Origin of the sequence: Lysinibacillus sp. ACHW1.5 (assembly GCF_022014815.1) — a bacterium.
Taxonomy (GTDB): domain Bacteria; phylum Bacillota; class Bacilli; order Bacillales_A; family Planococcaceae; genus Lysinibacillus; species Lysinibacillus capsici.
The window spans coordinates 3182557-3207425 of record NZ_CP091777.1 but is presented as its reverse complement, the minus strand read 5'-3'; the positions used below and the strand labels follow the sequence as shown (position 1 = coordinate 3207425).

The following is a 24869-nucleotide window of genomic DNA, read 5'->3' as shown; positions in this document are numbered from 1 at the left end:
TTAGACGTTTTACCAATTGAAAAAGTTTTAACTTTTTAAAAAAATTTTTAAGAAATTAAAGAGTGGAGGATTCATGATAAGACTCACTGTTTTAGTATCTGTAGTCTTTGAAAAATAGCTATTATTTACAGCTCAGACCATGCAAAGGGTTGATTAGCGAAGCAAAGATTTACAAGGATTAGTGCGCTTCCAGAGAAAATTCATGGGCACGAACTAAGGCATTATTGCAGCCTATACTGTTTTAAGCTCTTTTTCTCCTAATTGAAGATTTTAGGAGATCTAATGTTTAATCTCATAAGATAACTTACATCCGTTTAATCCAAGCTCTTCTACTGTTCATCCTGGAAATAGATTTTATAGAATTTGCGATTCGTTGCCTCATCATAGCCAACTTCAATTAATTCATCTATTTGGTCAATATGTTGGATATTTACTTGGATTTCAATATTGGAATCCAGTTTGATTTTACGTTTGTATTTCTTTTCAGCCTTTTCTAGCGCACTATCAGAAATGACAGTTTCATAGGGTTTGACCGAATTAATGATGATATCTTTTTGCGTAGTGTCCGCTTGCTCAAAAACAGTATCAATATAATGATTTACCTGAAACTCCTCTTCATTTCTAAAGTAATCCAGTGTTTTATTCAAGAGGCCAAGTTTTTCTGTGCTTGTATAATTTTCTTCCTTTAAAATGAATTTTTTACATTCTGTTAATGCTAAATGGGTTTTATAATAATGCTCATCCGCTGCCTTAATTTTTAAAAATCGTTCTTGCCAATAAACTATATCTTCTTTACGTTTTGTTTTAATATACACGGCAGGAGATTGATCTGGTCCCATATCAACAATAATAGCCATATTATTAATTTTCTTAACGTTAATGCCATCCACGCCGTTCACGATCATTTGATTGTGTTCATTTTTCACATCTAAAAACATTTCTTTTTCATCAATTTTGACAATAGCAATAATCTTTTTAGCCTCATTTAATAGTAAACAATTTTCAAAAAGGCCAATAAACAGTTCTCCGCTTTTGATGTTAGGATGCTGTGACACACTATGTAAGTGCTTGGCAATATTTTGTGAATGTTCTAGGAAGTTACTTCCCTTTTCGAAAATAGCTCTCGAATACGTAAAAACTTCATGGAGTGCAAGATTGCTTTCATGGAAAAATTCATATTGCTGTTCCACATCAATTTTACTAAAAGCGAGCTGTGTAAAGGCTGCTTCTAACATGACCTCAGGTTGTGAAAAAACTTCTTCTCCTAAAATAAGCGTCTCACTCAAAAAATGCAGACTATATTGTGTTAATTTACTTTCACTGACTTCTAGCATAAATTTCACCTTCTAATTTTTCATAGTAGCTAGTATACCATAAGCTAAAGATTGCTTTTATAAGTACCAGTACTCATTTGAGGCTGGTTTTTTTATGGTCACCGAATGTTAGTGTCTTATTATGAAAGAATGTTGAGGATTGGAAGTTTAAAATACTGCTGCTTAGATAAAGATAAAAACATGTAGGGATACTCTGTACAAGTGTACTAAAGAGGGTGATCAATATGTGGGAAAAGGTGATTTCCTACATGCCACATTGGCAAGTTTTTTTACAAGGCTTTTTAGCGTTTTTTATTCCATATTTAATTTATAAATTGTTCCATGTTTTTTTATTTGTTAATAAGAGCAATGGCAAAATTGAGATGAAAGAAAATAGTGAACAAGTTGAGATGGTACACATACCTATTCAAAAAACGTTAGAGCAATTTACAGGAGATTTTAATAAAGATCTTTTACAAATGAGGAAAGAACTTGGTCATAATTGGGATATTCATTTTAGAGAATTTCAAATAGGAAATACGGATAATCGTGCAGCGATCGTTTTTCTTAAAGGATTATGCGATAAAGAATTAATTGACAAACATATTTTGAAATCATTAATGAATGGACATACAAAAAAGTCGTCTGTTTTAAGAGGTCATGAATTACATCAATCAATTAGAAATGAAATCCTACCAGTGAGTGAACTGCTAGAGGAATCGAAAGTCATGAAAGCTGTTGGGAAAGTATTAACTGGTTCCACTGTATTAATTGTGGATGGCATACAGAATGTATTTATCATTGGTACGGCACATGGCAAAACTCGAAATCTTGAGGAGCCTGTTTCTGAAGCAATGGTACGTGGACCAAGAGTGGGCTTCACGGAAAAATTAAGTGTGAATACCTCTTTATTAAGACAGCATGGTGAGAATCGAAATTTATCGATTATCGAGATGGAAGTAGGCGAACGTACGAAAAAAGAGTTGGTTTTAGCCTATATAGATGAAATTGTGCAGCCTAATCTTGTCAAAGAGGTGAAGGAACGAATTGAAACAATCCATTTGGATGATGTTGCTGAATCGGGATATATTGAGCAATTGATTGAGGATGATTATCTCAGCCCATTTTCGCAAGTGCAAAGTACCGAGCGTCCTGATCGGGTTATTGCTGCTTTACTAGAGGGACGAGTCGCAATTCTTTTAGATGGAACTCCCTTTGCATTAATTGTGCCAGTCACGTTTAATATGCTACTGCAATCACCAGAGGATTACTATGAACGTTGGTTATCGAGCTCACTTATTCGCTTGCTTCGCTATTTTGCTGCAGGCATCTCTTTATTTGGCCCATCCCTGTACATTGCTTTTGTATCATTTCATCAAGGTTTAATCCCCACTAAACTAGCGCTGTCCATGATGGCAACAAGGCAGGGAGTACCGTTCCCAGCATTGATTGAAGCCCTCATTATGGAAGTCGCTATTGAGATATTACGAGAAGCAGGACTTCGTCTACCGAAGCCAATTGGTCCGACGATGGGGATCGTTGGAGGGCTTGTTATTGGAGAAGCCGCCGTACAGGCAGGAATTGTTAGTCCAATCATGGTCATTGTGGTTGCATTAACAGCAATTTCCTCTTTTGCTATCCCTCAATATAATGCTGGTATCACGTTAAGAATGCTACGTTTTGTGGCGATGTTTTCCGCAGCTTTATTTGGACTATATGGCATCATTCTATTCTTCTTATTCCTTTGCAGTCATTTGGTAAAGCTAAAAAGCTTCGGTGTATCCTATTTGAGCCCAACTATTCCGTATCGAGCAGGTGATTGGAAAGATTTTATGGTGCGAATGCCGTTAAAGATGATGAAGCATCGTCCTAGATTGTTAAAGCCAAAAGATTCGGTCCGCAAAGGGGAATAAGAGAAAGGGAGCAAAACAGCCATGAACAGCAGTATGAAAGATAAAATAACGACGTCACAAGCAGTTGTTATTATTATTAACTATATTCTTGCCACTGGGATTCTTACTTTACCTCGTGCATCTGTAGAAAAAGTAAAAACGCCAGATGTTTGGATTAGTGTATTTTTAGGTGGAGTCGTTGCAATGATTGCAGGTGTAATTATTGTGAAGCTAAGCCAACAATACCCTGACAAAACATTTTATCAATATAATCAAGATATCATAGGGAAGTGGTTAGGCTGGTTTATAAGTGCGTGTGTAATTGCCTACTTTTTTACCATTTCTGCCTTTGAAGTTCGCATCATGGCTGAAGTAACTTCTCTCTTTTTATTAGAAGGGACCCCCACTTGGGCGATTATTTTGCCTTTCTTATGGGTTGGGCTTTACTTAATAAGCGGTGGCATCAATACAATCGCTCGTTTATTTGAAATCATTTTTCCAATTACCTTTGTTATTTTTTTACTTGTGGCTTTTTTAAGCTTAGGGATTTTTGAAATTGATAATTTGAGACCAGTACTTGGACTGGGTGTTGTTCCGATGTTAAAGGGAATTAAAACAGCGACACTGGCATTTTTAGGACCTGAAATTATGCTACTACTTGTGGCATTTATGTACCCTTCAGATAAATCAAAAGCCGTCAAGGTTGTACTGGCGGGTATAGCCATACCCTTGCTCTTTTATGTCATCACGGTTGTGATGGTCATTGGTGCTCTATCCATTGAAGGTGTTTTGACAAGGACTTGGCCAACGATTGAATTAATGCGAAGTTTTGAAATCCCTGGTTTAATTTTTGAACGCTTTGAGTCATTTCTTCTGGTAATTTGGATTATGCAAATCTTTGCGACCTTTACGATTACTTATTATGCCGCTACTTTAGGATTAGCCCAACTGTTTAAGAAAAATATGCATCCCTTCTTATACGGATTGTTGCCAATTATTTATATTATTGCGATGACACCTAAAAATATTAATGATCTATTTACATTTGGCGATAAGATTGGTCATGCTGCATTAATTTTATTTGGTGTAGTACCGATAACCTTACTCCTTATTTCGAAATTGAAAGGAAAGAAAGCATGAAGCGAATACATTGCTGTGTACGTTTACTTCTAGTTGCGACGGTAACCTTACTTCTTACTGGATGTTGGAGTAGTAAAGAGATAGAGGATTTAGGCCTTATTGTAGGTACATCATTGGATTTAGAAACGGGTGATGTTTCCTCTGAAGAGCAACAAGATGCTAGGTATGCAAACAGACAGTTGCTAACAATTACCAATCAATTTGTTACGTCAGAGACAACGGTTTCTGGAACAAAAGAGGGAGCATTGCCAGAAAAAGCGTATAAAAATGTTTCTGAGACAGGTGATGCGGTGTTACCAACTTTACGAAATATGCTGTTAAAGGTGGATAAACGTTCTTTTGCTGAACATTCCAAAGTAATTATTATTGGTGAGGAATTAGCTAGTACTATCAATCTCCAGCAAACGTTGGATTTTTTTCTAAGAGAATTAGAAATACGGCCGAGTGGACTGCTCTTTATTGCTCAGGATCAGGCAAGTCAGGCACTGGAAACAAATGAACCAACTAAAATTCCTGCCTTTCAATTAGTAGAAATGATGGAGGGACATGAAAGGACGACTAAAATTTTGCCTCCGATGACCGTAGCCAAACTAGAGGGGAAGCTGTATTCAGATTCTAGCTTTTTATTGCAAAATGTGAGTACAGAAAATGGAGAAGTAAAATTTGCAGGCGCTGCTATCATTGAAGGAAAAACCAAAAAGCTACGAGGCTTTTTAAATGAGAGTGACCTAGAAGGGATTGCATGGATGTCTGGCGATGCGAAAGGTGGCCTTGTCAAAGGCTTTGATGAGGAGTCAGGAGCACCTATTGTGTATGAAATTATTTCAGCTAAAAGTAAAATTATTCCACATGTAAAAGGGGATCAAATCTCCTTTACGATAAAAATTCAATCAGAGGGAAGAATTGCTGAACATTGGGTTCTCTCCGATAAAGCATTTGATAATCAATTTTTGAAAAAAGCAGAGAAAGTATTTGAAAAAGAGATAGAGCAATTAGTGAGGAAGGCACTAGATAAAACGCAACATGAATTTCAAACAGATGTTTCTGGGTTTGGCAATAAACTAAGAATCGATTACCCGAAAGTATGGCAAAAAAGAAAAAAAGAATGGGATCAAACGTTTAGTGAGGTTCCTATTACATGTGAAGTGAAGGTTTCCATTAAGGATTATGGCACGTCAGGTGATTAACATCGTTAATCATCTTTTTTTCTGTCCATTTAGTCTATACAGAAATGAAAGGACATATAGTAGATATTCGAAAAGATGGGGGATAAAAGACATGCAATATACTATTCAATCAATCGCTACCGTTCGTAACAATCGGCAAATGTTAAAAGATGATCATTGGGGAGAGATTATTTCAACTATTGAACTTGCTGATCATATCCAAGAGGCGTCCTTAAAAGGAATAGAAGATTTTTCTCATCTAGAAATTATTTTTTATTTTGATAAGGTTACAGACGATCAAATTCAATATGAGGCAAGACATCCGAGAAATAATCATGATTATCCAGAGGTTGGCATTTTCGCACAAAGAGGTAAAAATAGACCCAATAAATTAGGAAGTACAATCGTTGCCTTGTCAGAGGTCAAATCAAGAGGATTAATCGTTCAAGGGCTAGACGCCAGAGATGGCACACCTATACTAGATATAAAGCCTGTAATGAAAGAATTTTTACCTAAAGAGGAAGTTAAACAGCCAGCGTGGTCAATAGATTTAATGAAGGCCTACTGGGGGTAAGATAGTTGTTAAAGCGAAGACAATTGTGGACTTCTAAAAAAAGGGGAGTAGCGTGCTCCCCTGGCTTTTTAAAGAATGATTCCTTCTTGATAAAGAATGCTGATGGCATGAGAGCGATTTTTGGCACGCAATTTTTTGATAGCAGATTTTACATATTGTGTAATGGTTACTTCACTTAATTTCATAACATCTGCTATTTCCTTGGTACTATCTCCCTGCGCTACCTGTCTCATTACCTCTAATTCACGCTTGCTCAGAAAGCCCTCTTTTTTGCTAGTTCTAGCTTGTATGATAAGCTGTCCAATCATGTTTCCAAAGGTGGTCATGTCATCTAACAGCTTATCATTTATATCGATTTCCTCTTCTAATTGAGTACTACAAATATAGCCAAAAACATATGACCCAATGAAAATAGGGACAATTAAAAACGTATTATTTTGCGAGGGAATAGAATATTTCATACTGATATTTTTTAAATAGTCCATTCCTGTGCAAAATTTAGCCTTCTTATCTTCAATAGCAGCATAAATAATAGGGAAGCTACGAATCTCCTCACGAATTTCACCGATATGACTACCACCCGATTCATTTAAAAAAATGATTCCTTCTGCTACAAAGCCTATTGGAGAATACCTCAATAAATAGGCATCCTTGATAGGAAAAGCATCTAAATATACCTGCAAAATGTGTATCAACAGCTCTTCATGGTTGGCATAACTTTGTACTGTGTCGAAACGTTTTTGAATGGTATAAAGATTGGACATGACCTATCCCCTTTTTTAAGTATATACTACGCTTAAAATAAGGAATTTTCAATATATTCTGTAAGTTGTAGTATTTAAGCTAAGTAAAGCCATATTTCTCTATTTTGGCGTAAGGAGGAGCAACAGGTGAGTAGTCAAACAATTAAAGAGGTGGATGCAGTTGTTCTAGGTGCTGGGTTTGCAGGTCTGTATATGCTACATCAGTTGAGGAGTAAAGGCTTTTCAACCATTGTATACGAGGCTGGAGATGGTGTAGGTGGTGTTTGGTATTGGAATCGTTATCCTGGTGCTAGATGTGATATTGAAAGCATCTATTATAACTACACATTTTCAAAAGAATTATATGAAGAATGGACTTGGACATCTAGATTTCCAGAGCAAGCGGAAATATTACGCTACTTAAATTACGTAGCCGATCGTTTTCAATTGCGATCAGCTATCCAATTTAGCACAAGAGTCACTGCAGCTCATTTTGATGAAAAACGACATAAATGGATGATTCATCTAAACGATGGGCAGTACATTTTAACAAGGTACTTTATTACAGGAATAGGCTGTCTATCTGCAGCAAATGTTCCTAACATCCAGGGGTTGCAACAATTTAACGGAAAATGGTATCACACGGGGCATTGGCCACATGAAAAGGTTGATTTTACTGGGAAGCGTGTAGGAATTATTGGGACAGGCTCAAGCGGGATTCAGGCAATACCTGTTATTGCAAAAGAAGCAGAGCAGTTAACGGTGTTTCAACGCACTCCACAATATACGATTCCCGCTCGTAACCATGCATATGAAGAGGACTTTATCAAAGAAACGAAGAAAAATTTTGAAGCGATAAAACGTTCCATGAGAAATTCGGTTTCAGGTACACCTTTTGCACAAAATCAGCAATCTGCAATGGAAGAACCTGATGATAAGAGGCAGGCGGTTTTTGAGAAAGCTTGGGCACAAGGTGGCTTTGCCTTCTCAGCTACTTATCATGACTTGTTAACGAATGAACAGTCCAATGAAAGAGCGGCAGAATTTATTCACTCCAAAATACGACAGATTGTGAAAGATCCTGTGGTTGCAGAAAAACTATGTCCTAAGTATATGTATGGCACGAAAAGACAGGTTTTAGATAGCGATTATTTTGAAACCTATAATAGGGAGAATGTTTTACTGGTTGATGTCAAAGAATCACCTATTCAAAAAATAACAGGAGAAGGTATTCAAACGGCGGATAACCATTTTGATTTAGAGATCATCATTTTTGCGACAGGCTATGATGGCATGACAGGGCCATTATTTAAGATTGATATCCGAGGAAGGAATGGCGTGTCATTAAAAGAGAAGTGGAAGGATGGGGCAGCTGTTCAAACCTATCTTGGACTCACAACAGCAGGTTTTCCTAATTTATTTATGATTACGGGACCAGAAAGCCCTTCTGTTCTCGTGAACATGCCGATTGCTATTGAGCAGCATGTCGAATGGATTGCCGAGTGCATGCATTATTTGCGTGAGCATGACATTGATCTTGTGGAACCAACAATAGAAGCAGAGCAAGCTTGGAGCACACATTGTCGAGATGTTGCTAATGCAACACTCTACGTCAAAGGTGATTCCTGGTATACGGGAGCCAATATTGAGGGCAAACCTCGAAGTTTTTTAATCTATCTAGGAGGATTTGATTATTACACAAAACATTGTAATAAAGTGGCTCAAAACAATTATGAAGGCTTTAAGTTAATGAAATTAAAATCAATATCATAGTTTGTGAGAGGGGAGCATATATCAATATGGAGCAACAAGTAGTCATTATTACAGGTGCTGGAAGCGGTATAGGAAGACAGACTGCAAAATTGCTTGCCACTATGGGCAAAGCATTAGTTTTAGTGGATTTTGATGAAAAAAGTGGACAAGACACACTACATGCTGTGAAGGAATATCACCAACAAGCAATTTTTGTCCAAGGTGATGTTTCACAAAGCAAGGATGTCAAAAAATATGTGGACGCTGCAAAAGAAACATTTGGCAGGATTGATGCTTTTATCAATAATGCAGGTGTTTTAAGCCCACCTACACTACTGGGAGATTTAGAAGAGGAAACGTTTGATAGAATAATCTCGGTCAATCTTAAAGGGGCGTTTCTCGGCTTAAAGTATGTATTAAAAGAAATGGAGCAACAGCAATCAGGTGTCATTGTGAATACATCCTCAGCAGCTGGTATACAGGGACAACCCTATCTAGGTGGTTATGCGGCAAGTAAGCATGGTGTAATTGGATTAACTAAAACGGCGGCCATGGAATATGGACCTAAAGGGATTCGCGTGAATGCAATTTGTCCTGGTGGCGTGAGGACAAACATGACAAAGGGATTGGCATCGAGTCCAGAAGAAAATGGACCATTACGTAGATTGGCAGACCCTACTGAAATCGCAAATGTAATCGCTTTCTTAATTTCGCAGGAAGCTTCTTATGTGAATGGTGCTGTCGTCCCAATTGATGGCGGTTTAACATCGTAAAAACATTTTAAATAAGAGAGGAAGGATTTTAATGGAACATCGTATTGATTCAGAACTAAAAGAAACGTTAGCAATTTTTCCCCCATTAGATTTGGATAATGTACAAGCTACAAGAGAAGGAATGGCAGCCGTTGCTGTGCCAGCTCCAATTGAAGAGCACATCATAGTAGAAAATAAAGTCATTCAAGGGCCTGATAATAATGATTCTCTTCGTCTTCGTATTTATAAATCAAAAGAGCAAAAGGAAATATACCCAGGCCTGCTATGGATTCATGGTGGAGGCTATGTCTTAGGAGCACCAGAGGGTGATGATGTGCTTTGTCAGCGTTTTGTCAATGAAGCGAATTGTGTTGTAGTATCTGTAGACTATCGACTTGCGCCTGAACATCCTTATCCAGCTCCGCTTGAAGATTGCTATACAGCGTTAAAATGGGTAGCAGATCATGCGGATGAATTAGGGATAGATCCTACCCGTTTAGGGATTGCTGGAGCAAGTGCTGGTGGTGGGCTCACAGCTGCACTTGCACTACTTACACGCGATCGAAATTATCCGAAGCTTAGTTTCCAAATGCCGCTCTATCCAATGATTGATGATCGCAATAATACCCCATCTTCATTAGAAATTACGGGACATATGATCTGGAACCACTCACTTAATCAAAAGGGATGGAAAATGTATTTGAATGGAGAAAATGGTAGCGACAATGTACCACCATATGCCGCCGCAGCTAGAGCGGATGATTTATCAGGTTTACCATTTACCTATACATGTGTGGGTCAACTTGATCCGTTTCGTGATGAGACTTTGCAATATGTAACCAAGCTATGTCAGGCTGGAGTAGATGTTGAATTCCACTTATACCCAGGCTGCTATCATGGCTTTGAGAGTATTGTCCCTACAGCCGCAGTCAGTCAAAGAGCTGTCACAGAGTATGTAGAAGCTGCTAAATATGTGTTACATCGAAATATTTCAGTGCCTTTATAAAAAATTCACGAAAATCCCGAAACCATAATTTACTCAGGTTTCGGGATTTTTTTGTTCAGCAAAATGATCTTTTAGCTAGTTTGTAATATTGTCTTTTAGGTTAAACTTTTATCGAGTGAAAGGAGGAGAAGATAAATTGTTACAATTTGATTCAAAAATTGTTGGAAAAGAGATAGGATTTGGCTATTTACGAGATAAAATTGCCGATCGAGGTTTCACGATCGGCGGGAATTGGGAGTACTATAAAGGCAGCTTTGACTCGGTATTATGGAAAGAGGCTGGAGAAACTATTTATTTACGTGTCCCTTTTATCGTCACATCAGGAGAGCTTGATAATGAAGATGCTCAAATTCGTTTTCAAAAGCCATTTGTCATTAAGCATGTTGAGAATATTGGTCTAGATTATGATGAGGGCTCCTTACTAGATGCAACTGGTGTTAGTCAATTTCAAACTCCGCTTGATAAAGATGGATACATTCATGATAAAAGTAGATGGATTCAAGCAGGTGAACAAGCTGTGGAAGAAAAAGTACTACCATTTTTCATTCATTAGTTAGATAAATTTAAATAGCTGCTGCAAGAAATTATATGTCTTTTATCCTTATTATTTTGGGAACATATAATCAAAAATATAAATAGAATTGTCGTAAGAATTTTCCAACATTATAATGATATTAGCACGTACTACTATATGAGGTGAGTTTATGGATAAAATAGCTATAGATGATTTTCAGCATTCCTATCAGAAATTGCACCAAGAACGACTCATCCATCGTAAAGAAGCCTTTCTAGAGGTGTTAGAGAAAACAAGAACATTTGGTGAAATAATCCTGTTTGAAAGTATAAAAAGTAAGAGAGGCGTCTAGGTGGCGTCTCTTTCTATTTTTCATAAATGAGAGGATGATTAATCATGGGACGTTACATACCTTTAATACTGCTAACGATGATTCTATGTGTTGCTTGTACGTCAACGAAGGATAATAACGATAATAGGTTAGAAAGTGAGGAAAATCAAGCTAAAGATGCCATGAATTCCTCTATCGAAATAATAGCAGATCAATTGCAGTCACCTTGGTCAATTCAAAAAAGTGGAGATGTCTTTTATATAGCAGAAAGGCCTGGCAGTATTGTAAAGATTGCGGAAGGGGGCGTTGATAGACAGCAGGTTATCCTGAAAAAGGAGCTATCAACTGCTCCAGAAGCGGGTATGTTGGGATTTGTGTTAGCACCTAATTTTCCTACTAGTCAAGTTGCCTATGCGTATTATACGTATGTCGAGGAAGAGGAACAATTTAATCGAATTGTTACGTTAACGTTTAGCGATAATAAATGGCTCGAACAGGATGTTATTATGGATCGAATAAGGAGTGGTACATACCATCATGGGGGACGTTTGAAAATAGGTCCTGACGGCAAGTTGTATGCAACGGTAGGAGATGCAACACAACCTTCTTTAGCACAGGATGTGGAAGCTTTAGAAGGGAAAATTTTGCGCATCAATTTGGATGGCACCATACCGAATGATAATCCTTTTCCTCAATCCTATATATACAGCTATGGACATCGAAATCCACAAGGCTTAACATGGTCTACTGATGGTACGATGTATGCCAGTGAGCATGGCAATGCAGGAAATGATGAAATTAATATCATTGAGAAGGGGAAGAATTATGGCTGGCCTCTTATTGAAGGAATGGAGAAAGAGCAGGGGATGATAACACCTCTTTTTACATCTGGTTCTTCTATCACATGGGCACCATCAGGCATTGCTATTGTAAATGATCAATTATATGTCGCTGCCCTAAGAGGCACAGCAGTCCTAGCTTTTGATATAAATAAGAACAAACACAATGAATTACTATCAGAATTTGGTAGAATTCGTGATGTCTTTGTAGATGGAGAATTTCTTTATTTTATTAGCAATAATACAGATGGTCGTGGAAATCCGCAACCTCAGGATGATAAACTATATCGAACGCCATTGTGATATAATATTTGAGAAAACATGGAATGGTAGGATGAATGGGGAGGACAAACATGGCAAACTATCTTAAGATCGCAGTAGCAATTGATTTCTCAGAACAATCATTAAAAGCATTGGATCGAGCTAGTCAATTAGCAAAGGAACACAATGCTATTTTGCAATTGGTGAATGTCATTGATACAAAATCGTTTGGAGCAGTTTCAGCATATGACTTAAAATATGCCGAGGAATTGAAGAAGGAAAACATTCTTAAAATGGAAAAGCTAGAAAAAGAGGCATTACAGACAGGAGTCAAAGAGGTCGAATCCATTGTAGAAACAGGTTCACCAAAAGGCATTTTAACACAGTTACCTCAGGTTGATTTAATTGTTTGCGGTGCAACTGGATTAAATCGTATGGAGAAAATGATGTTAGGCTCTGTGGCAGAGAAAGTGGTACGTCATGCGCTTTGTGATGTGTTGATTGTTCGTTAGTTGTTAAAATAGTTGAGAGTAAAAGAACCTGCTTGTGTAGACAAGCAGGTTCTTTTATTATTGGAATGTTTGAGCGTTATCAATAATGCTTTGAGGTATATCGATTGTTTTTAGATGATTAAATTCAGTATACGTAACGACTGATTTTGTATTCATTAACAATTCATCACCTTCTACGGCCATTTTTAAGTCAAAATCCATATCCATTTTGTTCGTATCGAAAGTCTCTTTATCGATGTGTAGCACGTAGTTAATTTTTTCAATTGATAGTTGATCCATTGGATTCTCTTCTAGACCCATTTCTTGCATAGACTTATTAATCTCAGAATCGATTAGCTCTTTGAATTTATCGCCTTTTGCATCTAATGTAAGGACATATTCATCATCCGTTTGTTCAAATGTAAAGTCCTTAATGAATTTTTTCAATTGTTCTAGCTGTTCCTTCGCATCTGCAGAAGCAGCCGTTTGATCTAATATAGCATCAAAGTTCTCATCAGGAAGCTTTAACCAGCTATCTGTTGTCGAATCCTTCATAAATAAGCCTGTATCTTTTTTCATATACATTTCAATTGGCATGTCCATTGTTTCTTGACCTTCATTCATCATATCAGGCATTGTCATAGATCCTGATAAATGCATTGCAAGTGGATCAACGATGATATCCATCTCCATTTTGGAGTCGATTGAAAACTCCATTGCTTCATCACCAGACCCAACCTTTGTCACCTGTGTCATATCCATTTTAGCACTTGCACTTTGAATATCAGCCTGACGATCTACTGCTTTGTCATACACTTGTTCTAAAGTGAGTTTGCTTTTATTAGTTGTGTCTTTCGTAGGCGTAGCGCTTGAATTACATGCGGCAAGTGTCAACGCTAGTGTTCCGACTGCTAATACTTTAAAAATTTTCTTCATTACTTTCATCTCCTATTCTTGGTAAAAAACACTATCTACTACTATACGCACTAGAAAAGCAAAAGTTTCATAAATTGTTAGAAAAGAACTACTTTTTTATTAAAAAAATAACATTACTCCTACTTTTGTAAGCGCTAAACGCGATAATTACCAAATGAATAGGGATAAAACAAAAAAGCTGTCACGAACTTATCGTACAAGGACGATAAGTTCAGACAGCCTTTTGCTTACACAATAGTGTAATGGATCAATTATAACCCCAGATCATAGCAAATAATGTACCGATGATTGTCACAACACCTACGAATACTGAGTATAAAATTGTTGTATATAACGTTTTTTTATCTTCAGATTCACCGATGTGCATGAATAATACTAATTGTACAGTTGCCTGTGCAAGAGCAGTTACTAGTAAAATTCCAAATGCCATATTAAGAGACATATCAAATTTTACAACTGCTAAAGCTACGATTGTTAGTAATAGTGAGAAGCCGAAGCCCATCACATGTTGTTTTGGGAATAATTCCTTCATCAGCTAATCAGTCCTTTCAAGTAGACGAAGCTGAAGATGAAAATCCAAACAACGTCTAGGAAATGCCAGTACAGTGAGAAGATAAACGCTTTATTAGCCGTTTGTGGGTTTAAGCCACGTTTCGCTACTTGGATTAAAATAGCTACGCCCCAGAAGAAACCGAATGTTACGTGGGCACCGTGCGTTCCAAGTAAAGTCATTAAGGACGATAAGAAAGCGCTTGTTTGAATCGTCGCACCTTCGTGTACATATGTGACAAATTCATCAATCTCAATAGCTAAGAAGCCAAGGCCTAGTAATAGCGTGATGATAAAGAATGTCATCATCGCTTTTTTACGACCAATACGCATTGCATGAACACCAAGACCAATGGTGAAACTACTTGTTAATAATAAGAATGTTTCCCATAGAACTGGAGTTAATTCGAAAATCTCAGCACCATTTGGTCCACTACCTGTACGTGTATGAAGTGTGAAATACACAGTAAATAAAGTGGCAAATAACACGATTTCGGCGCCAAGGAAAATCCAAAAACCAAAGATTTTTAGACGGTTTTCCTCTGTACTATATTCTAATGGAAGTGAAGAATCGATTTTCATATTATTTATCACCTCTCAAGCTTTTCTCAGTTGCCATTACTTCCTCAACTGAAATGTAACGACCATGATCTTTTTCAAATGAACGATGGATCATGAAGCCAAATACACCAAGCATACTGATGATGGCTGGAATCCATAGATTAAATACAGCGAAGAATGCTGCAAGGAAGAAGAATCCACTCATCCAGAATGGTGTGCCTGTATTATTTGGCATGTGAATTTTTTCGATTGTACCTGCCGTAATATCGCGACCTTCTTTTTTCGCGAACCAGAACTCATCTAAGCGAGTAACGGTAGGCACTACGGCAAAGTTATATTCTGGTACTGGAGAATGAGTAGCCCACTCAAGTGTACGACCATCCCAAACATCTGCCTTTTCATTACGAGGCATATGCTTCCAGCTGTAGTAAATATTGTAGACGATTAATGCAAAGCCGACTGCAAGTCCTAGAGCACCAACGAACGATAACATGTTCAATGGACCATAACCAGTAGACTCAGAATAAGTGTACATACGACGAGCATATCCATCTAAACCTAAAATGAATAGTGGGAAGAACGTTACGTTGAAGCTGATGGCAATGAACCAGAAACCAGCTTTCCCTAATTTTTCATTTAGACGGAAACCGAACATTTTTGGCCACCAGTAGTGGTAACCTGCAAGGACACCAAATACTGTACCTGGAATTAATACATAGTGGAAGTGGGCAACTAAGAACATCGTATTATGATATTGGTAGTCAGCACTTGCCATCGCTAGCATTACCCCTGTAACCCCACCAATTGTGAAGATAGGAATAAAGCCAAGTGCATAAAGCATCGGTGTTGTAAATTGAATTTTCCCGTGCCTCATTGTGAGTAGCCAGTTAAATATTTTAACCCCAGTAGGAACTGCGATTGCCATTGTTGTAATAGAGAAAACACTGTTTACCATTACACCATGACCCATTGTATAGAAGTGGTGGGCCCAAACTACGAATGATAGTAGGGAAATGACCACCATACTCATCACCATTGATTTGTAACCGTATAAGTTTTTACGTGCGAATGTTGCGATGATTTCTGAGAAAATACCGAAAGCAGGTAGGATAACGATATAAACCTCAGGATGTCCCCAAACCCAGAAAAGGTTGGCCCAAAGCATATCCATACCACCGTCTTGCATCGCAAAGAATTTTGTCCCGAATTGACGGTCAAACATCATAAGAGCAAGCGCTACAGTTAATACTGGGAACGCGAATACGATAATAATGTTTGTAATTAAAATGGACCAAGAAAACATTGGCATTTTCATTAATGTCATACCAGGTGCACGCATTTTAATGATCGTCGTGATAAAGTTAACACCTGTCATTAAAGTACCAATACCTGACAATTGAAGGGCTAAAGAATAATAGTTATTCCCTACAGTCGGACTAAAATCCGTACTTGCAAGAGGGAAGTAGGCTGTCCAACCAGCGTCTGGTGAACCACCGATAATGAATGATAAGTTTAATAAACCAGCACCTGCTGCAAATAGCCAGAAGCTGACAGCGTTTAGACGTGGGAAAGCAACGTCACGTGCACCGATTTGAAGTGGAATGACAATGTTCATTAAGCCGATAACAAATGGCATCGCCATAAATAGAATCATTAATAAACCGTGTGTTGTGAAAATTTCATTATAGTGTTGTGCATCAAGAAGTCCGTTATCTGGAACGGCTGTTTGTGCACGCATTAATAGTGCATCGATACCACCGCGGAATAGCATTAATAAAGCTACTGCGATATACATAATCCCGATTTTTTTATGGTCAACAGTTGATAGCCAGTTTTTGTAGAAATAGCCCCATTTTTTGAAATAAGTAAGGCCTGCTACGATAACCACTGCACCAACTACGATACTAATAGCTGCCGCTAAAATCATCGGTTCTTGCATTGGATGGAATAATTCTTCCATACTCATTGGATGCGCTCCTTTCAGAATTAAAAATTAATGTCTCGATTCGTTCAACGATAAAATCAAATTAATGACCAGAATGTTCATTATTCGTGTCTTCTTCAGACATATCCCCATGATCCATTTCATCCATATTCATGTGTTTACCATGTTCCATTGGAGCTGGTCTAAAGTCTAAGTGTGTAGATGAGAAGCTTTGGCGACCAACATGTTCTGCCTCTAACAGCTCATCAAATTTTTCTTCTGTTAATGGTGCCTCTTTCGCTTTAACATCAGCAACCCATTTATCAAAGTCTTCTTGTGTCATAGATTGTGCTTCAAATTCCATTTCTGCAAAGCCACGTCCATTAAAGTTAGAGTTACGTCCCATAAATGAACCAACTTCATCTGCTGCAAGGTGAATGGTTGTTAACATATCACTCATAGCATATTTTTGACCTGCTAATTGAGGAATCCAGAAACTAGTAATTGGACCAAATGAGTAAAGCTTAAATTCGATTGGACGATCCACTGGAATGTTTACATAGTTAACTGTTTCAACACCTTCTTCTGGATAACTAAAGTGCCATTTCCAGTTTGATGATGATGCATAAATCACTAAAGGCTCCTTATCGTCATAACCTGCTGGTTGAGCTTCTACTGTAGATGTTGTTCTTACTGTCACAACAGCTAAAAATGCTACGATAATAATTGGAATTACTGTCCATGTAATTTCAAGCAGATGGCTTCCTTCTTCATGAGGAGGCTCATAATCTGCAGCTGCTTTTGATGCGCGATATTTTGTAAGCATAAAGGCTAAAAGCACATACACGACTAGCAATATAAAGGCCATTGTAATAATGGATAAGATAATTGTGTTTGATAATGTTTCAGCATTAGGTCCTTTTGGATTGAACACTGTTAATGGTTCACATCCAGCAAGAAGAGCAATCGCACTCAATGCTACTAACATTAAACTTAATTTTTTCTTCATGTTTGACTCCTTTCTATAGAACGGCTATTCATAAAATTCATGTGTTTTTTGTCAGTGTCACATTTACAAATAGTTGATACTGAGGTCACCTCTTTTATCTTGGCGTATCAATCAACAACATAAGAAATTACAATGGCATGGTTCAATATGAAACATAAAATCTAGTGTTGATTGATCTGATGCAAGCGTTAGCAAAATCAATGATTTGCGCAATCGTTTAAATACATACTTGGTTACCTACGATTGTCACAATCTCTCGTTGTTTGCACATTGGATTATACGCCCTGTTTTTAAGAAAAAACATAATTTTGTTATGAAAATGATAGTATAGCGGTATTGAATTTGAACATTTTTTGAACAAAAATCGTTATTTTAGTATTGGTATTTATAGGTTTTAATTATTAAACACTGTGGAAACGTTGAAAATACTGCATTCCTGATGTTTACCTAAGTAAATAATTTAAAATGTGAAAAATGGTATTTCACATTTTAGACGCTGTTTTGTAATAAAATCATTGTCATACCAGACCTATTGGGATTTTTTATTTGCCTTTTATCCAAAAAAGGAGTAGATGCAATGACGTTTTATGGAAACAATAGGTTGAATTTTCAATGAAAGGAATGAGTGAGGAGGGAATAAATGGAGCGAAATATTAATTATGTTAATATAATAACTGGTTTTCTTTAATATCCATATTTTTACTTCATTTGTTTTATTTGAAAAGTAAAAAGCAAACTAAGCCAGCTCTTAGTTTGCTAGTATTTTAGAAAAAATTTATGTTATCAAGAATTAAGCGGTGTAATTCAGCATTTTTAAAATTACCTGTCAATCACCAAGCTTCAGCCATTTGGCTACTTGTCCATAAATCGTATTTTGAAGCTGTGGCGCTTTATTATTCATTTTCAAAGAAAAATATAGTGTTTTCATAAAGTTTAAGGTACAAGTTCTTCCACTAAAGAAGAGCTCATTATAACCTTGTGTCATTAAATGCATTTCAAATTTATCAAAAGCCTGCTCAACAAATTCGATTAGTGCTTCCTCTGAGTAATTTTGAAGCAATAATGCATCCACTATATTAATTAAACGTTCCTCTTCATCGTTAACAAAGACTGTTTCTTTCCAAGTGACAAGTTTTAATGCATGTAAAATGGATGGTGCATACCGTAAATCGAATTTTGGATGTTTTATTGTTGTTGTAGCTAAATCTGCACCATGTGCAATACTGTGTGCCCATCCTTTTTCCTGAACATATCCTCTCGTATCCTGTTCTAATAACAAATAACGGCCAATTTTTTTAAAGAACAATTGTAGGTCTTCATCTCTTAAAACGAGTAATTCAGCGTCCTTTGCAAGAAGACCTGCAACTAGTAATGCGGAAAACGAACGAGTAAAGACACTATCCTCTGTTTTATCTCCGATATGTAAATATAAAAAATCCTCACCCGTAACTGTATCAAACAAATATTGAAGTTGTTGAGAACTCAATAAATTATCACTTAGTAAATCAACAAAGGTGCGATAAATGAGGTGGTCTCGTAATTCGGCATCAACTGAGCCAATATGGGCTAACATCTCCTGTAATAGCCAATCACTATGCTGGAACATAAATGTCTGACGCTCAGACAGTGTCATTGTAGAAAAAGACTGTAATGTTTCTTTAATATCCATGTTAGAAAAGCCCCCAACTTATTTTTGTACTATATATTATAGCGCCATTTCATTTCGAAGGGATAAATTTGAAACCTTCATTTTAATTAAGCACAGTTAGAATGTCACATAATTTTTACAATATTATTTCCAGAAACTATAGAAAGTTGTTATGATAGAAACGCAATAAAATGGTAAAACTAAAATGTGAACAATAAAAAAGACATACCTATTTAAGTATGTCTTTGTCTAGCTAAATAATGACTGCTGATTTAATGCCAATTGGCCATTCAGTGAGCGTGTGTTGATTCGTCTTTAACTCGACAAGAATATTAGCATTTTTGATTGCATCAATGAGCCATTCACTATAGTGACGATTTGGTTCAGGATGCTGTAAAATCTGCTGCATATCTTTTTTATCAACATGTAACAGCTTGTAGTTACATTCAATGTTTACTTTTTGAGGAATAATGGAAAGAGACTCATTTTGATGACCAAGTGCAATAGATCCAGGAATACACCCTTGAATTTTTAAAATATAGGTGCTGGCTTCTTGTGTGTAGACATCAATTTTGGTGCGTGTTAAAAGTTCAAATTCTATCGGCTTATCTTGAAAATGGCCGTCCGTTGTAGAAATTGAAATGACTTTAATCGATAATGCCTCGAATGCAGATGAGATACAATGATCAAATTCTGTAATTGTATCAAGTAATTGCATGGATTCCACTCCTTGTTAAGAACTTGATTTTCTTGATGCAGACAACAAAGGGGGAGCGTCTGCGAATTGTAGTAAATTTTAGACTATTCTAATTATAATACAATTTATTACAAAATATGAATGCAAAAGCAATGATTTTTTGTTAAAAACAAGAAACTTGTGGATTTTTTAGTAAATAGCAGAAATGAAAAATTAGAACAATGAGGTGAGAAAAATGACAAAAAGAAAGCGTCATGTCATTAAACATGACAATGTTGTTGTTTTTCCGGGCGCTGTCCAAACTTTAATACGTGAAGGACATATGTTTGCTGAAAATTTTCAGTATGAAAAAGCGGTGGCGAGTTTTGAAAAGGCATTTATGTACGAAGATGGAGATGAACTTGCTCTTAGTGCCTATGCTTTTGCTTTGTATGAATTGAAGGACTATAGCAAGACAAAGAATATTTGTGAGCAATTATTTTCATTGGGTACGTCATTTTATGTAGAAATCATGGAATTGTACATTACCGTATGCATGCAGTTAAAAGAATATCATCAAGTAGAGTCATTAATTACAACCCTACTTGAAGAAAATGTTTTGCCTCTGGATCAAATTGAAAAATTTGAACGCTTAAAAAATTTGAATAGTGAAGTGTCTAAGAATCTAGAAAAAAAGGAAAATGCACAACGTTTAATAGAAGAACAGGAATATGACCTTGAAAAATTCAGGACACTTAGTCCGAATGAGCAATCCATTCGCTTACATCGACTTATGGATACAAATGTAAGACAATTAAAAGAGCCATTGAAAGAAATTATTGAATGTTCGACGATCCATCCGTTTGTCCAGAGTCTAGCACTCATATTATTAGTAGAACAAGAAGTAGCTATAAATGTTATAGTGTCCAAATTTAATCAAACTAAAATTGTTAATCCTACTGAATTAGTATTGCCTAACCAGCTACCGCAGTATGGAAAAATAAAAAATATACTAGAAGTGAAGCTAGAGCAAGACCCATCAACGTTAGAAATGGTACAATATTTAATGGCAAAGCATGCCATTGTAACGTATCCATTTGAATGGCACCCGTTCGAAGCAGATGATGTTGCCTATAGTTATATTGATTTTGTCTTAGCAATGCTTGGAAATATACAAGAAATGGACTATGAAATCATTGACTTTTTACAAATGTTAGAAAAGCTAACAGAACTACATTAGGTATGAAATAAGTTGAAACTATACACATCTATGTTATACTAAAATGGTTGTCAAAATCGTAGTTACGAATGAATTGTCTAACATCTAAACTTGATTATTTATTTGGAGGTATTTATACATGTCAGCAAAATGGGAAAAACAAGAAGGTAATATCGGTACTCTTACAATCGAAGTACCTGCTGCAGAAATCGACGCAGCAATGGACCAAGCGTTCAAAAAAGTTGTAAAACAAATTAACGTACCAGGTTTCCGTAAAGGTAAAATGCCTCGTAAAATGTTTGAACAACGTTTTGGTATCGAATCTCTATACCAAGATGCATTAGAAATCATCGTTCCTGAATCTTATGCAAAAGCAATTGATGAAGCTGGAATTATGCCAGTTGATTACCCAGAAATCGCTGGTACAGAAAACTTTGTACACGGCCAAGATTTCACATTCACTGCACAAGTAACAGTGAAACCAGAACCAAAGCTAGGAGACTATAAAGGTCTAGAAGTATCTAAACTTCCAGTAGAAGTAACGGATGAAGAAGTAGATGCACAAATTCAAGATCAATTAGCTCGTAAAGCAGAGCTTGAAATCAAAGAAGACGAAGCAATCGTAGAAGGTGATACAGCTGTAATCGACTTCGAAGGTTTCGTTGGTGAAGAAGCTTTTGAAGGTGGTAAAGGTGAAGACTATCCACTAGAAATCGGTTCAGGTTCATTCATTCCAGGTTTTGAAGAGCAACTAGTTGGTGTTAAAGCTGGCGAATCGAAAGATGTTGTTGTTACATTCCCAGAAGAATATCATGCAGCTGAATTAGCTGGTAAAGAAGCTACTTTCAAAGTAACAGTGAAAGAAGTTAAAACAAAAGTTCTTCCTGAGTTAAATGATGAATTTGCAAAAGAATTAGATCCAGAAGTTGAAGGCGTTGAAGCTTTACGCGCTAAAATTAAAGAACAAACTGCAGCTCAAAAGGAAACAGAATCAGATGCAGCTCTTCGTGATGAGCTTGTAGAAAAAGCAGCTGAAAATGCTGATTTTGAAGTACCAGCAGGCATGATCAACTCTGAAACTGATCGTATGTTACAAGAATTTGGTCAACGTTTACAAATGCAAGGTATGAACCTAGACCTTTACTACCAATTCTCTGGTCAATCAGAAGAAGACTTACGTGGCCAAATGAAAGAAGAAGCTGAAAGCCGTGTGCGTGTATCATTAACACTTGAAGCAATCGCTGAAGCTGAAAAAATTGAAGCATCTGAAGCTGATATTGAAGCAGAATTAGAAAAAATGGCTGCTCAATTTAACATGACAAAAGATCAAATCACAAGTGCTTTAGGTGGAACAGCAGTACTTGAAAACGACATCAAAATCCAAAAAACAGTTGAATTTTTAGTAGAAAACGCTAAAATTACTGAATAAGATTTTGTGTAATTAGATAGCCCAAAAAAACAAGGTACGGCATTCATCCGTGCCTTGTTTTATCACATAAACTCTTAGCAATCAGTCCCCTTAACATTTAATTCACTTTATACTTCACTTATACATAGTATTGTTTTAGTTTTTATCTTCATTCAGCAGATGTTTTTGTATCCAAAGTATAATGTTAGGTACAAAAAACTCCCATCTCACATAGATGGCGAGCTGTAAGCCTTTTAACCTTTTTAGTGTGTGTTTAAACCACGACTGGATGAAGATAGTGCCTGCTGGCAGGCGTCAAGGATTTGTTGGAAGTCCGGACGCTATTAGAGTCAAGGCGAAATTGATACGATGCTAAACTTAACTTCATTCAGAAAGGTTCTAACTATATAAAATTTATTTTTTGATTGATATACCCTTGGTTGATGAATGTAGTAGATTTTATAAATAGAGATCAGTAGTTTGTAGTGTGTCGGAAGTGAATAAATGTAACTTTATAGCAGTATAAGGTGGCGAAGTAAGCAGGTTCCTATAGCATGCTTCGAAAGACAAATGAAGTAAAGTACATGACGATGCGTTATAATCTACACATGCATAATTACTGAGGCGTAAATGATGCAGACAATTTATTTGATAAAGGTTCAATAATCTTGTAAGATTGTTGCTTGAATAGGGGTGAAACATATTGTTCAAATTTAATGATGAAAAAGGCAATTTAAAATGCTCATTTTGTGGAAAACCACAAGAACAAGTGCGTAAATTAGTTGCAGGTCCAGGTGTTTATATTTGTGATGAATGTATCGAGCTTTGTTCAGAGATCGTTGTAGAGGAACTTGGTGTAGAAGAGGAAATCGAATTCCAAGATATTCCAAAACCGAAAGAAATCTTAACGATTTTAGATGAGTATGTAATTGGACAAGAGCGTGCTAAAAAAGCATTGGCAGTCGCAGTTTACAATCACTATAAACGTATCAATACGAATAGTAAAATTGATGATATTGAATTAGCAAAATCGAACATTGTGTTAATCGGCCCAACTGGTAGCGGTAAAACTTTATTAGCTCAAACGTTAGCACGTATTTTAAATGTTCCATTCGCTATTGCGGATGCTACCTCCTTAACTGAAGCAGGTTATGTTGGTGAGGACGTTGAAAATATTTTATTAAAGTTAATTCAATCAGCTGATTATGATATTGAACGCGCTGAAAAAGGGATTATCTATATTGATGAAATTGACAAGGTTGCACGTAAGTCGGAAAATCCATCTATTACACGAGATGTTTCCGGCGAAGGTGTTCAGCAGGCACTCCTAAAAATTCTTGAAGGAACAGTTGCAAGTGTTCCACCACAAGGAGGGCGAAAACATCCTCATCAAGAATTCTTACAGATCGATACAACCAATATTCTTTTCATTGTTGGCGGTGCATTTGATGGTATTGAAACCATCATTAAACGACGTCAGGGTGAAAAAGTAATAGGATTCGGTTCAGATCCGAATAAAGTAGATGTAGATGAAGGTTCTATCATGTCCAAGCTGATTCCTGAGGATTTATTGAAATTTGGTTTAATACCAGAGTTCATTGGTCGATTACCTGTACTTGCGAGTCTGGAGCAATTAAATGAAGCAGCACTAGTACAAATTTTAACAGAGCCGAAAAATGCACTAGCCAAGCAATATCAAAAAATGCTTGAATTAGATGGCGTTGAGCTTGAATTTGATGAAGATGCTCTTGTAGCAATTGCTAAGGAAGCAATTGAACGTAAAACAGGTGCGCGTGGTCTTCGTTCAATTATTGAGTCAACAATGCTTGATGTAATGTACGAATTACCTTCACGTGAAGACGTAAAAAAATGTATCATTACAGCAAAAACAATTACGGATAAAGAAAAACCGAAATTGCTTCTTGAAGATGGCACTGAACTCGATGAAGGTAGCGACACTAAAACTTCAGCATAATGAATAGACGTGGCTGTCTACCGTTGTGAGATAGAGAGTAATTAGCTGACTTCGATTGTGCAATATTCGCACATATCGACAGTCAGCTTTTTATTCATTCCTACATAAAGCAGCTGTAACTTGAAGAAATTTTTGGCTCGCTTCAATATCTAGTGTGAATCAACTTTTTAAACACATACTAGTAGCGCGG

The 24869-nt window shown here is 36.7% G+C and carries 23 protein-coding genes; 14 read left to right on the top strand and 9 right to left on the bottom strand.

Annotated features, from left to right (window positions below):
* Positions 1 to 329: 329 nt before the first annotated feature.
* Complete coding sequence (locus L6W14_RS15965; RefSeq protein WP_066036525.1) at positions 330 to 1334, bottom strand: nucleoid-associated protein; 1005 nt, start codon at positions 1332 to 1334, stop codon at positions 330 to 332.
* A gap of 224 nt (positions 1335 to 1558) precedes the next feature.
* Here L6W14_RS15965 and L6W14_RS15960 point away from each other — a divergent pair, with 224 nt between their 5' ends.
* The 4 genes from L6W14_RS15960 to L6W14_RS15945 all read left to right on the top strand — a co-directional run bounded on the left by L6W14_RS15960 (position 1559) and on the right by L6W14_RS15945 (position 6085).
* Positions 1559 to 3226 carry a spore germination protein gene (locus tag L6W14_RS15960; protein ID WP_131520456.1) on the top strand — a complete coding sequence of 556 codons (1668 nt, stop codon included), beginning with the start codon at positions 1559 to 1561 and terminating at the stop codon, positions 3224 to 3226.
* A gap of 21 nt (positions 3227 to 3247) precedes the next feature.
* The gene (locus tag L6W14_RS15955) at positions 3248 to 4345 is read left to right on the top strand and encodes a spore germination protein (RefSeq protein ID WP_048395089.1); all 1098 of its coding nucleotides are present in this window, start codon (positions 3248 to 3250) and stop codon (positions 4343 to 4345) included.
* Positions 4342 to 5532: a Ger(x)C family spore germination protein gene (locus L6W14_RS15950; RefSeq protein WP_237898320.1), complete on the top strand. Its 1191-nt coding sequence runs from the start codon at positions 4342 to 4344 to the stop codon at positions 5530 to 5532. Before L6W14_RS15955 ends, L6W14_RS15950 begins: the two co-directional genes overlap by 4 nt.
* Before the next feature lie 91 nt (positions 5533 to 5623).
* A complete protein-coding gene (locus L6W14_RS15945) occupies positions 5624 to 6085 on the top strand; it encodes an SAM-dependent methyltransferase (protein WP_237898319.1) in 462 nt (153 codons plus the stop codon).
* A gap of 68 nt (positions 6086 to 6153) precedes the next feature.
* Here the strand turns inward: L6W14_RS15945 and L6W14_RS15940 are convergent, their stop codons facing one another.
* Positions 6154 to 6849 (bottom strand): response regulator transcription factor, encoded by a 696-nt coding sequence (locus L6W14_RS15940; protein ID WP_131520458.1) that lies wholly within the window; start codon positions 6847 to 6849, stop codon positions 6154 to 6156.
* Between the two features lie 126 nt (positions 6850 to 6975).
* Between L6W14_RS15940 and L6W14_RS15935 the strand changes: the two genes are divergently transcribed.
* The 7 genes from L6W14_RS15935 (at position 6976) to L6W14_RS15905 (ending at position 12795) form a co-directional block, all read left to right on the top strand.
* The gene (locus tag L6W14_RS15935) at positions 6976 to 8601 is read left to right on the top strand and encodes a flavin-containing monooxygenase (RefSeq protein WP_237898318.1); all 1626 of its coding nucleotides are present in this window, start codon (positions 6976 to 6978) and stop codon (positions 8599 to 8601) included.
* A 20-nt stretch (positions 8602 to 8621) separates the two neighbouring features.
* Positions 8622 to 9353, top strand: coding sequence for an SDR family NAD(P)-dependent oxidoreductase (locus L6W14_RS15930; protein WP_066036520.1), 732 nt, complete (start codon positions 8622 to 8624; stop codon positions 9351 to 9353).
* Between the two features lie 31 nt (positions 9354 to 9384).
* Entirely contained in the window at positions 9385 to 10338 is a 954-nt protein-coding gene (locus L6W14_RS15925; protein WP_066036519.1) for an alpha/beta hydrolase, read from the top strand.
* A 136-nt stretch (positions 10339 to 10474) separates the two neighbouring features.
* Positions 10475 to 10891, top strand: a complete 417-nt coding sequence (locus L6W14_RS15920; protein WP_048395101.1) for a YugN family protein — start codon at positions 10475 to 10477, stop codon at positions 10889 to 10891.
* 151 nt (positions 10892 to 11042) lie between these two features.
* Positions 11043 to 11204, top strand: coding sequence for a hypothetical protein (locus L6W14_RS15915; protein ID WP_167444838.1), 162 nt, complete (start codon positions 11043 to 11045; stop codon positions 11202 to 11204).
* Between the two features lie 44 nt (positions 11205 to 11248).
* Positions 11249 to 12325, top strand: coding sequence for a PQQ-dependent sugar dehydrogenase (locus tag L6W14_RS15910; protein WP_237898317.1), 1077 nt, complete (start codon positions 11249 to 11251; stop codon positions 12323 to 12325).
* A gap of 50 nt (positions 12326 to 12375) precedes the next feature.
* On the top strand, positions 12376 to 12795 hold the full coding sequence (locus L6W14_RS15905; RefSeq protein ID WP_054550012.1) for a universal stress protein: 420 nt from the start codon (positions 12376 to 12378) through the stop codon (positions 12793 to 12795).
* A 57-nt stretch (positions 12796 to 12852) separates the two neighbouring features.
* Here L6W14_RS15905 and L6W14_RS15900 read toward each other — a convergent pair whose 3' ends face one another.
* The 7 genes from L6W14_RS15900 to L6W14_RS15870 all read right to left on the bottom strand — a co-directional run bounded on the left by L6W14_RS15900 (position 12853) and on the right by L6W14_RS15870 (position 20119).
* A complete protein-coding gene (locus L6W14_RS15900) occupies positions 12853 to 13710 on the bottom strand; it encodes a DUF6612 family protein (protein WP_131520463.1) in 858 nt (285 codons plus the stop codon).
* A gap of 247 nt (positions 13711 to 13957) precedes the next feature.
* Positions 13958 to 14242, bottom strand: a complete 285-nt coding sequence (qoxD, locus tag L6W14_RS15895) for a cytochrome aa3 quinol oxidase subunit IV (protein WP_004226585.1) — start codon at positions 14240 to 14242, stop codon at positions 13958 to 13960.
* Positions 14242 to 14841 carry a cytochrome aa3 quinol oxidase subunit III gene (gene qoxC, locus L6W14_RS15890; RefSeq protein ID WP_004226587.1) on the bottom strand — a complete coding sequence of 200 codons (600 nt, stop codon included), beginning with the start codon at positions 14839 to 14841 and terminating at the stop codon, positions 14242 to 14244. Before qoxC ends, qoxD begins: the two co-directional genes overlap by 1 nt.
* Position 14842: 1 nt before the next feature.
* Positions 14843 to 16786: a cytochrome aa3 quinol oxidase subunit I gene (gene qoxB / locus L6W14_RS15885; RefSeq protein ID WP_048395108.1), complete on the bottom strand. Its 1944-nt coding sequence runs from the start codon at positions 16784 to 16786 to the stop codon at positions 14843 to 14845.
* A 61-nt stretch (positions 16787 to 16847) separates the two neighbouring features.
* The gene (gene qoxA / locus L6W14_RS15880) at positions 16848 to 17753 is read right to left on the bottom strand and encodes a cytochrome aa3 quinol oxidase subunit II (protein ID WP_131520464.1); all 906 of its coding nucleotides are present in this window, start codon (positions 17751 to 17753) and stop codon (positions 16848 to 16850) included.
* 826 nt (positions 17754 to 18579) lie between these two features.
* Complete coding sequence (locus L6W14_RS15875; RefSeq protein ID WP_131520465.1) at positions 18580 to 19422, bottom strand: DUF2785 domain-containing protein; 843 nt, start codon at positions 19420 to 19422, stop codon at positions 18580 to 18582.
* 232 nt (positions 19423 to 19654) lie between these two features.
* On the bottom strand, positions 19655 to 20119 hold the full coding sequence (locus tag L6W14_RS15870) for a hypothetical protein (protein WP_237898316.1): 465 nt from the start codon (positions 20117 to 20119) through the stop codon (positions 19655 to 19657).
* Between the two features lie 214 nt (positions 20120 to 20333).
* On the opposite strand from L6W14_RS15870, the gene L6W14_RS15865 reads away from it, so the two are divergent.
* The 3 genes from L6W14_RS15865 to clpX all read left to right on the top strand — a co-directional run bounded on the left by L6W14_RS15865 (position 20334) and on the right by clpX (position 24679).
* Positions 20334 to 21317: a tetratricopeptide repeat protein gene (locus tag L6W14_RS15865; RefSeq protein WP_131520466.1), complete on the top strand. Its 984-nt coding sequence runs from the start codon at positions 20334 to 20336 to the stop codon at positions 21315 to 21317.
* Positions 21318 to 21435: 118 nt separating this feature from the next.
* The gene (gene tig, locus L6W14_RS15860; RefSeq protein ID WP_048395116.1) at positions 21436 to 22725 is read left to right on the top strand and encodes a trigger factor; all 1290 of its coding nucleotides are present in this window, start codon (positions 21436 to 21438) and stop codon (positions 22723 to 22725) included.
* Positions 22726 to 23407: 682 nt separating this feature from the next.
* Positions 23408 to 24679 carry an ATP-dependent protease ATP-binding subunit ClpX gene (clpX, locus tag L6W14_RS15855; protein ID WP_036075657.1) on the top strand — a complete coding sequence of 424 codons (1272 nt, stop codon included), beginning with the start codon at positions 23408 to 23410 and terminating at the stop codon, positions 24677 to 24679.
* The last annotated feature ends 190 nt before the right edge of the window (positions 24680 to 24869 follow it).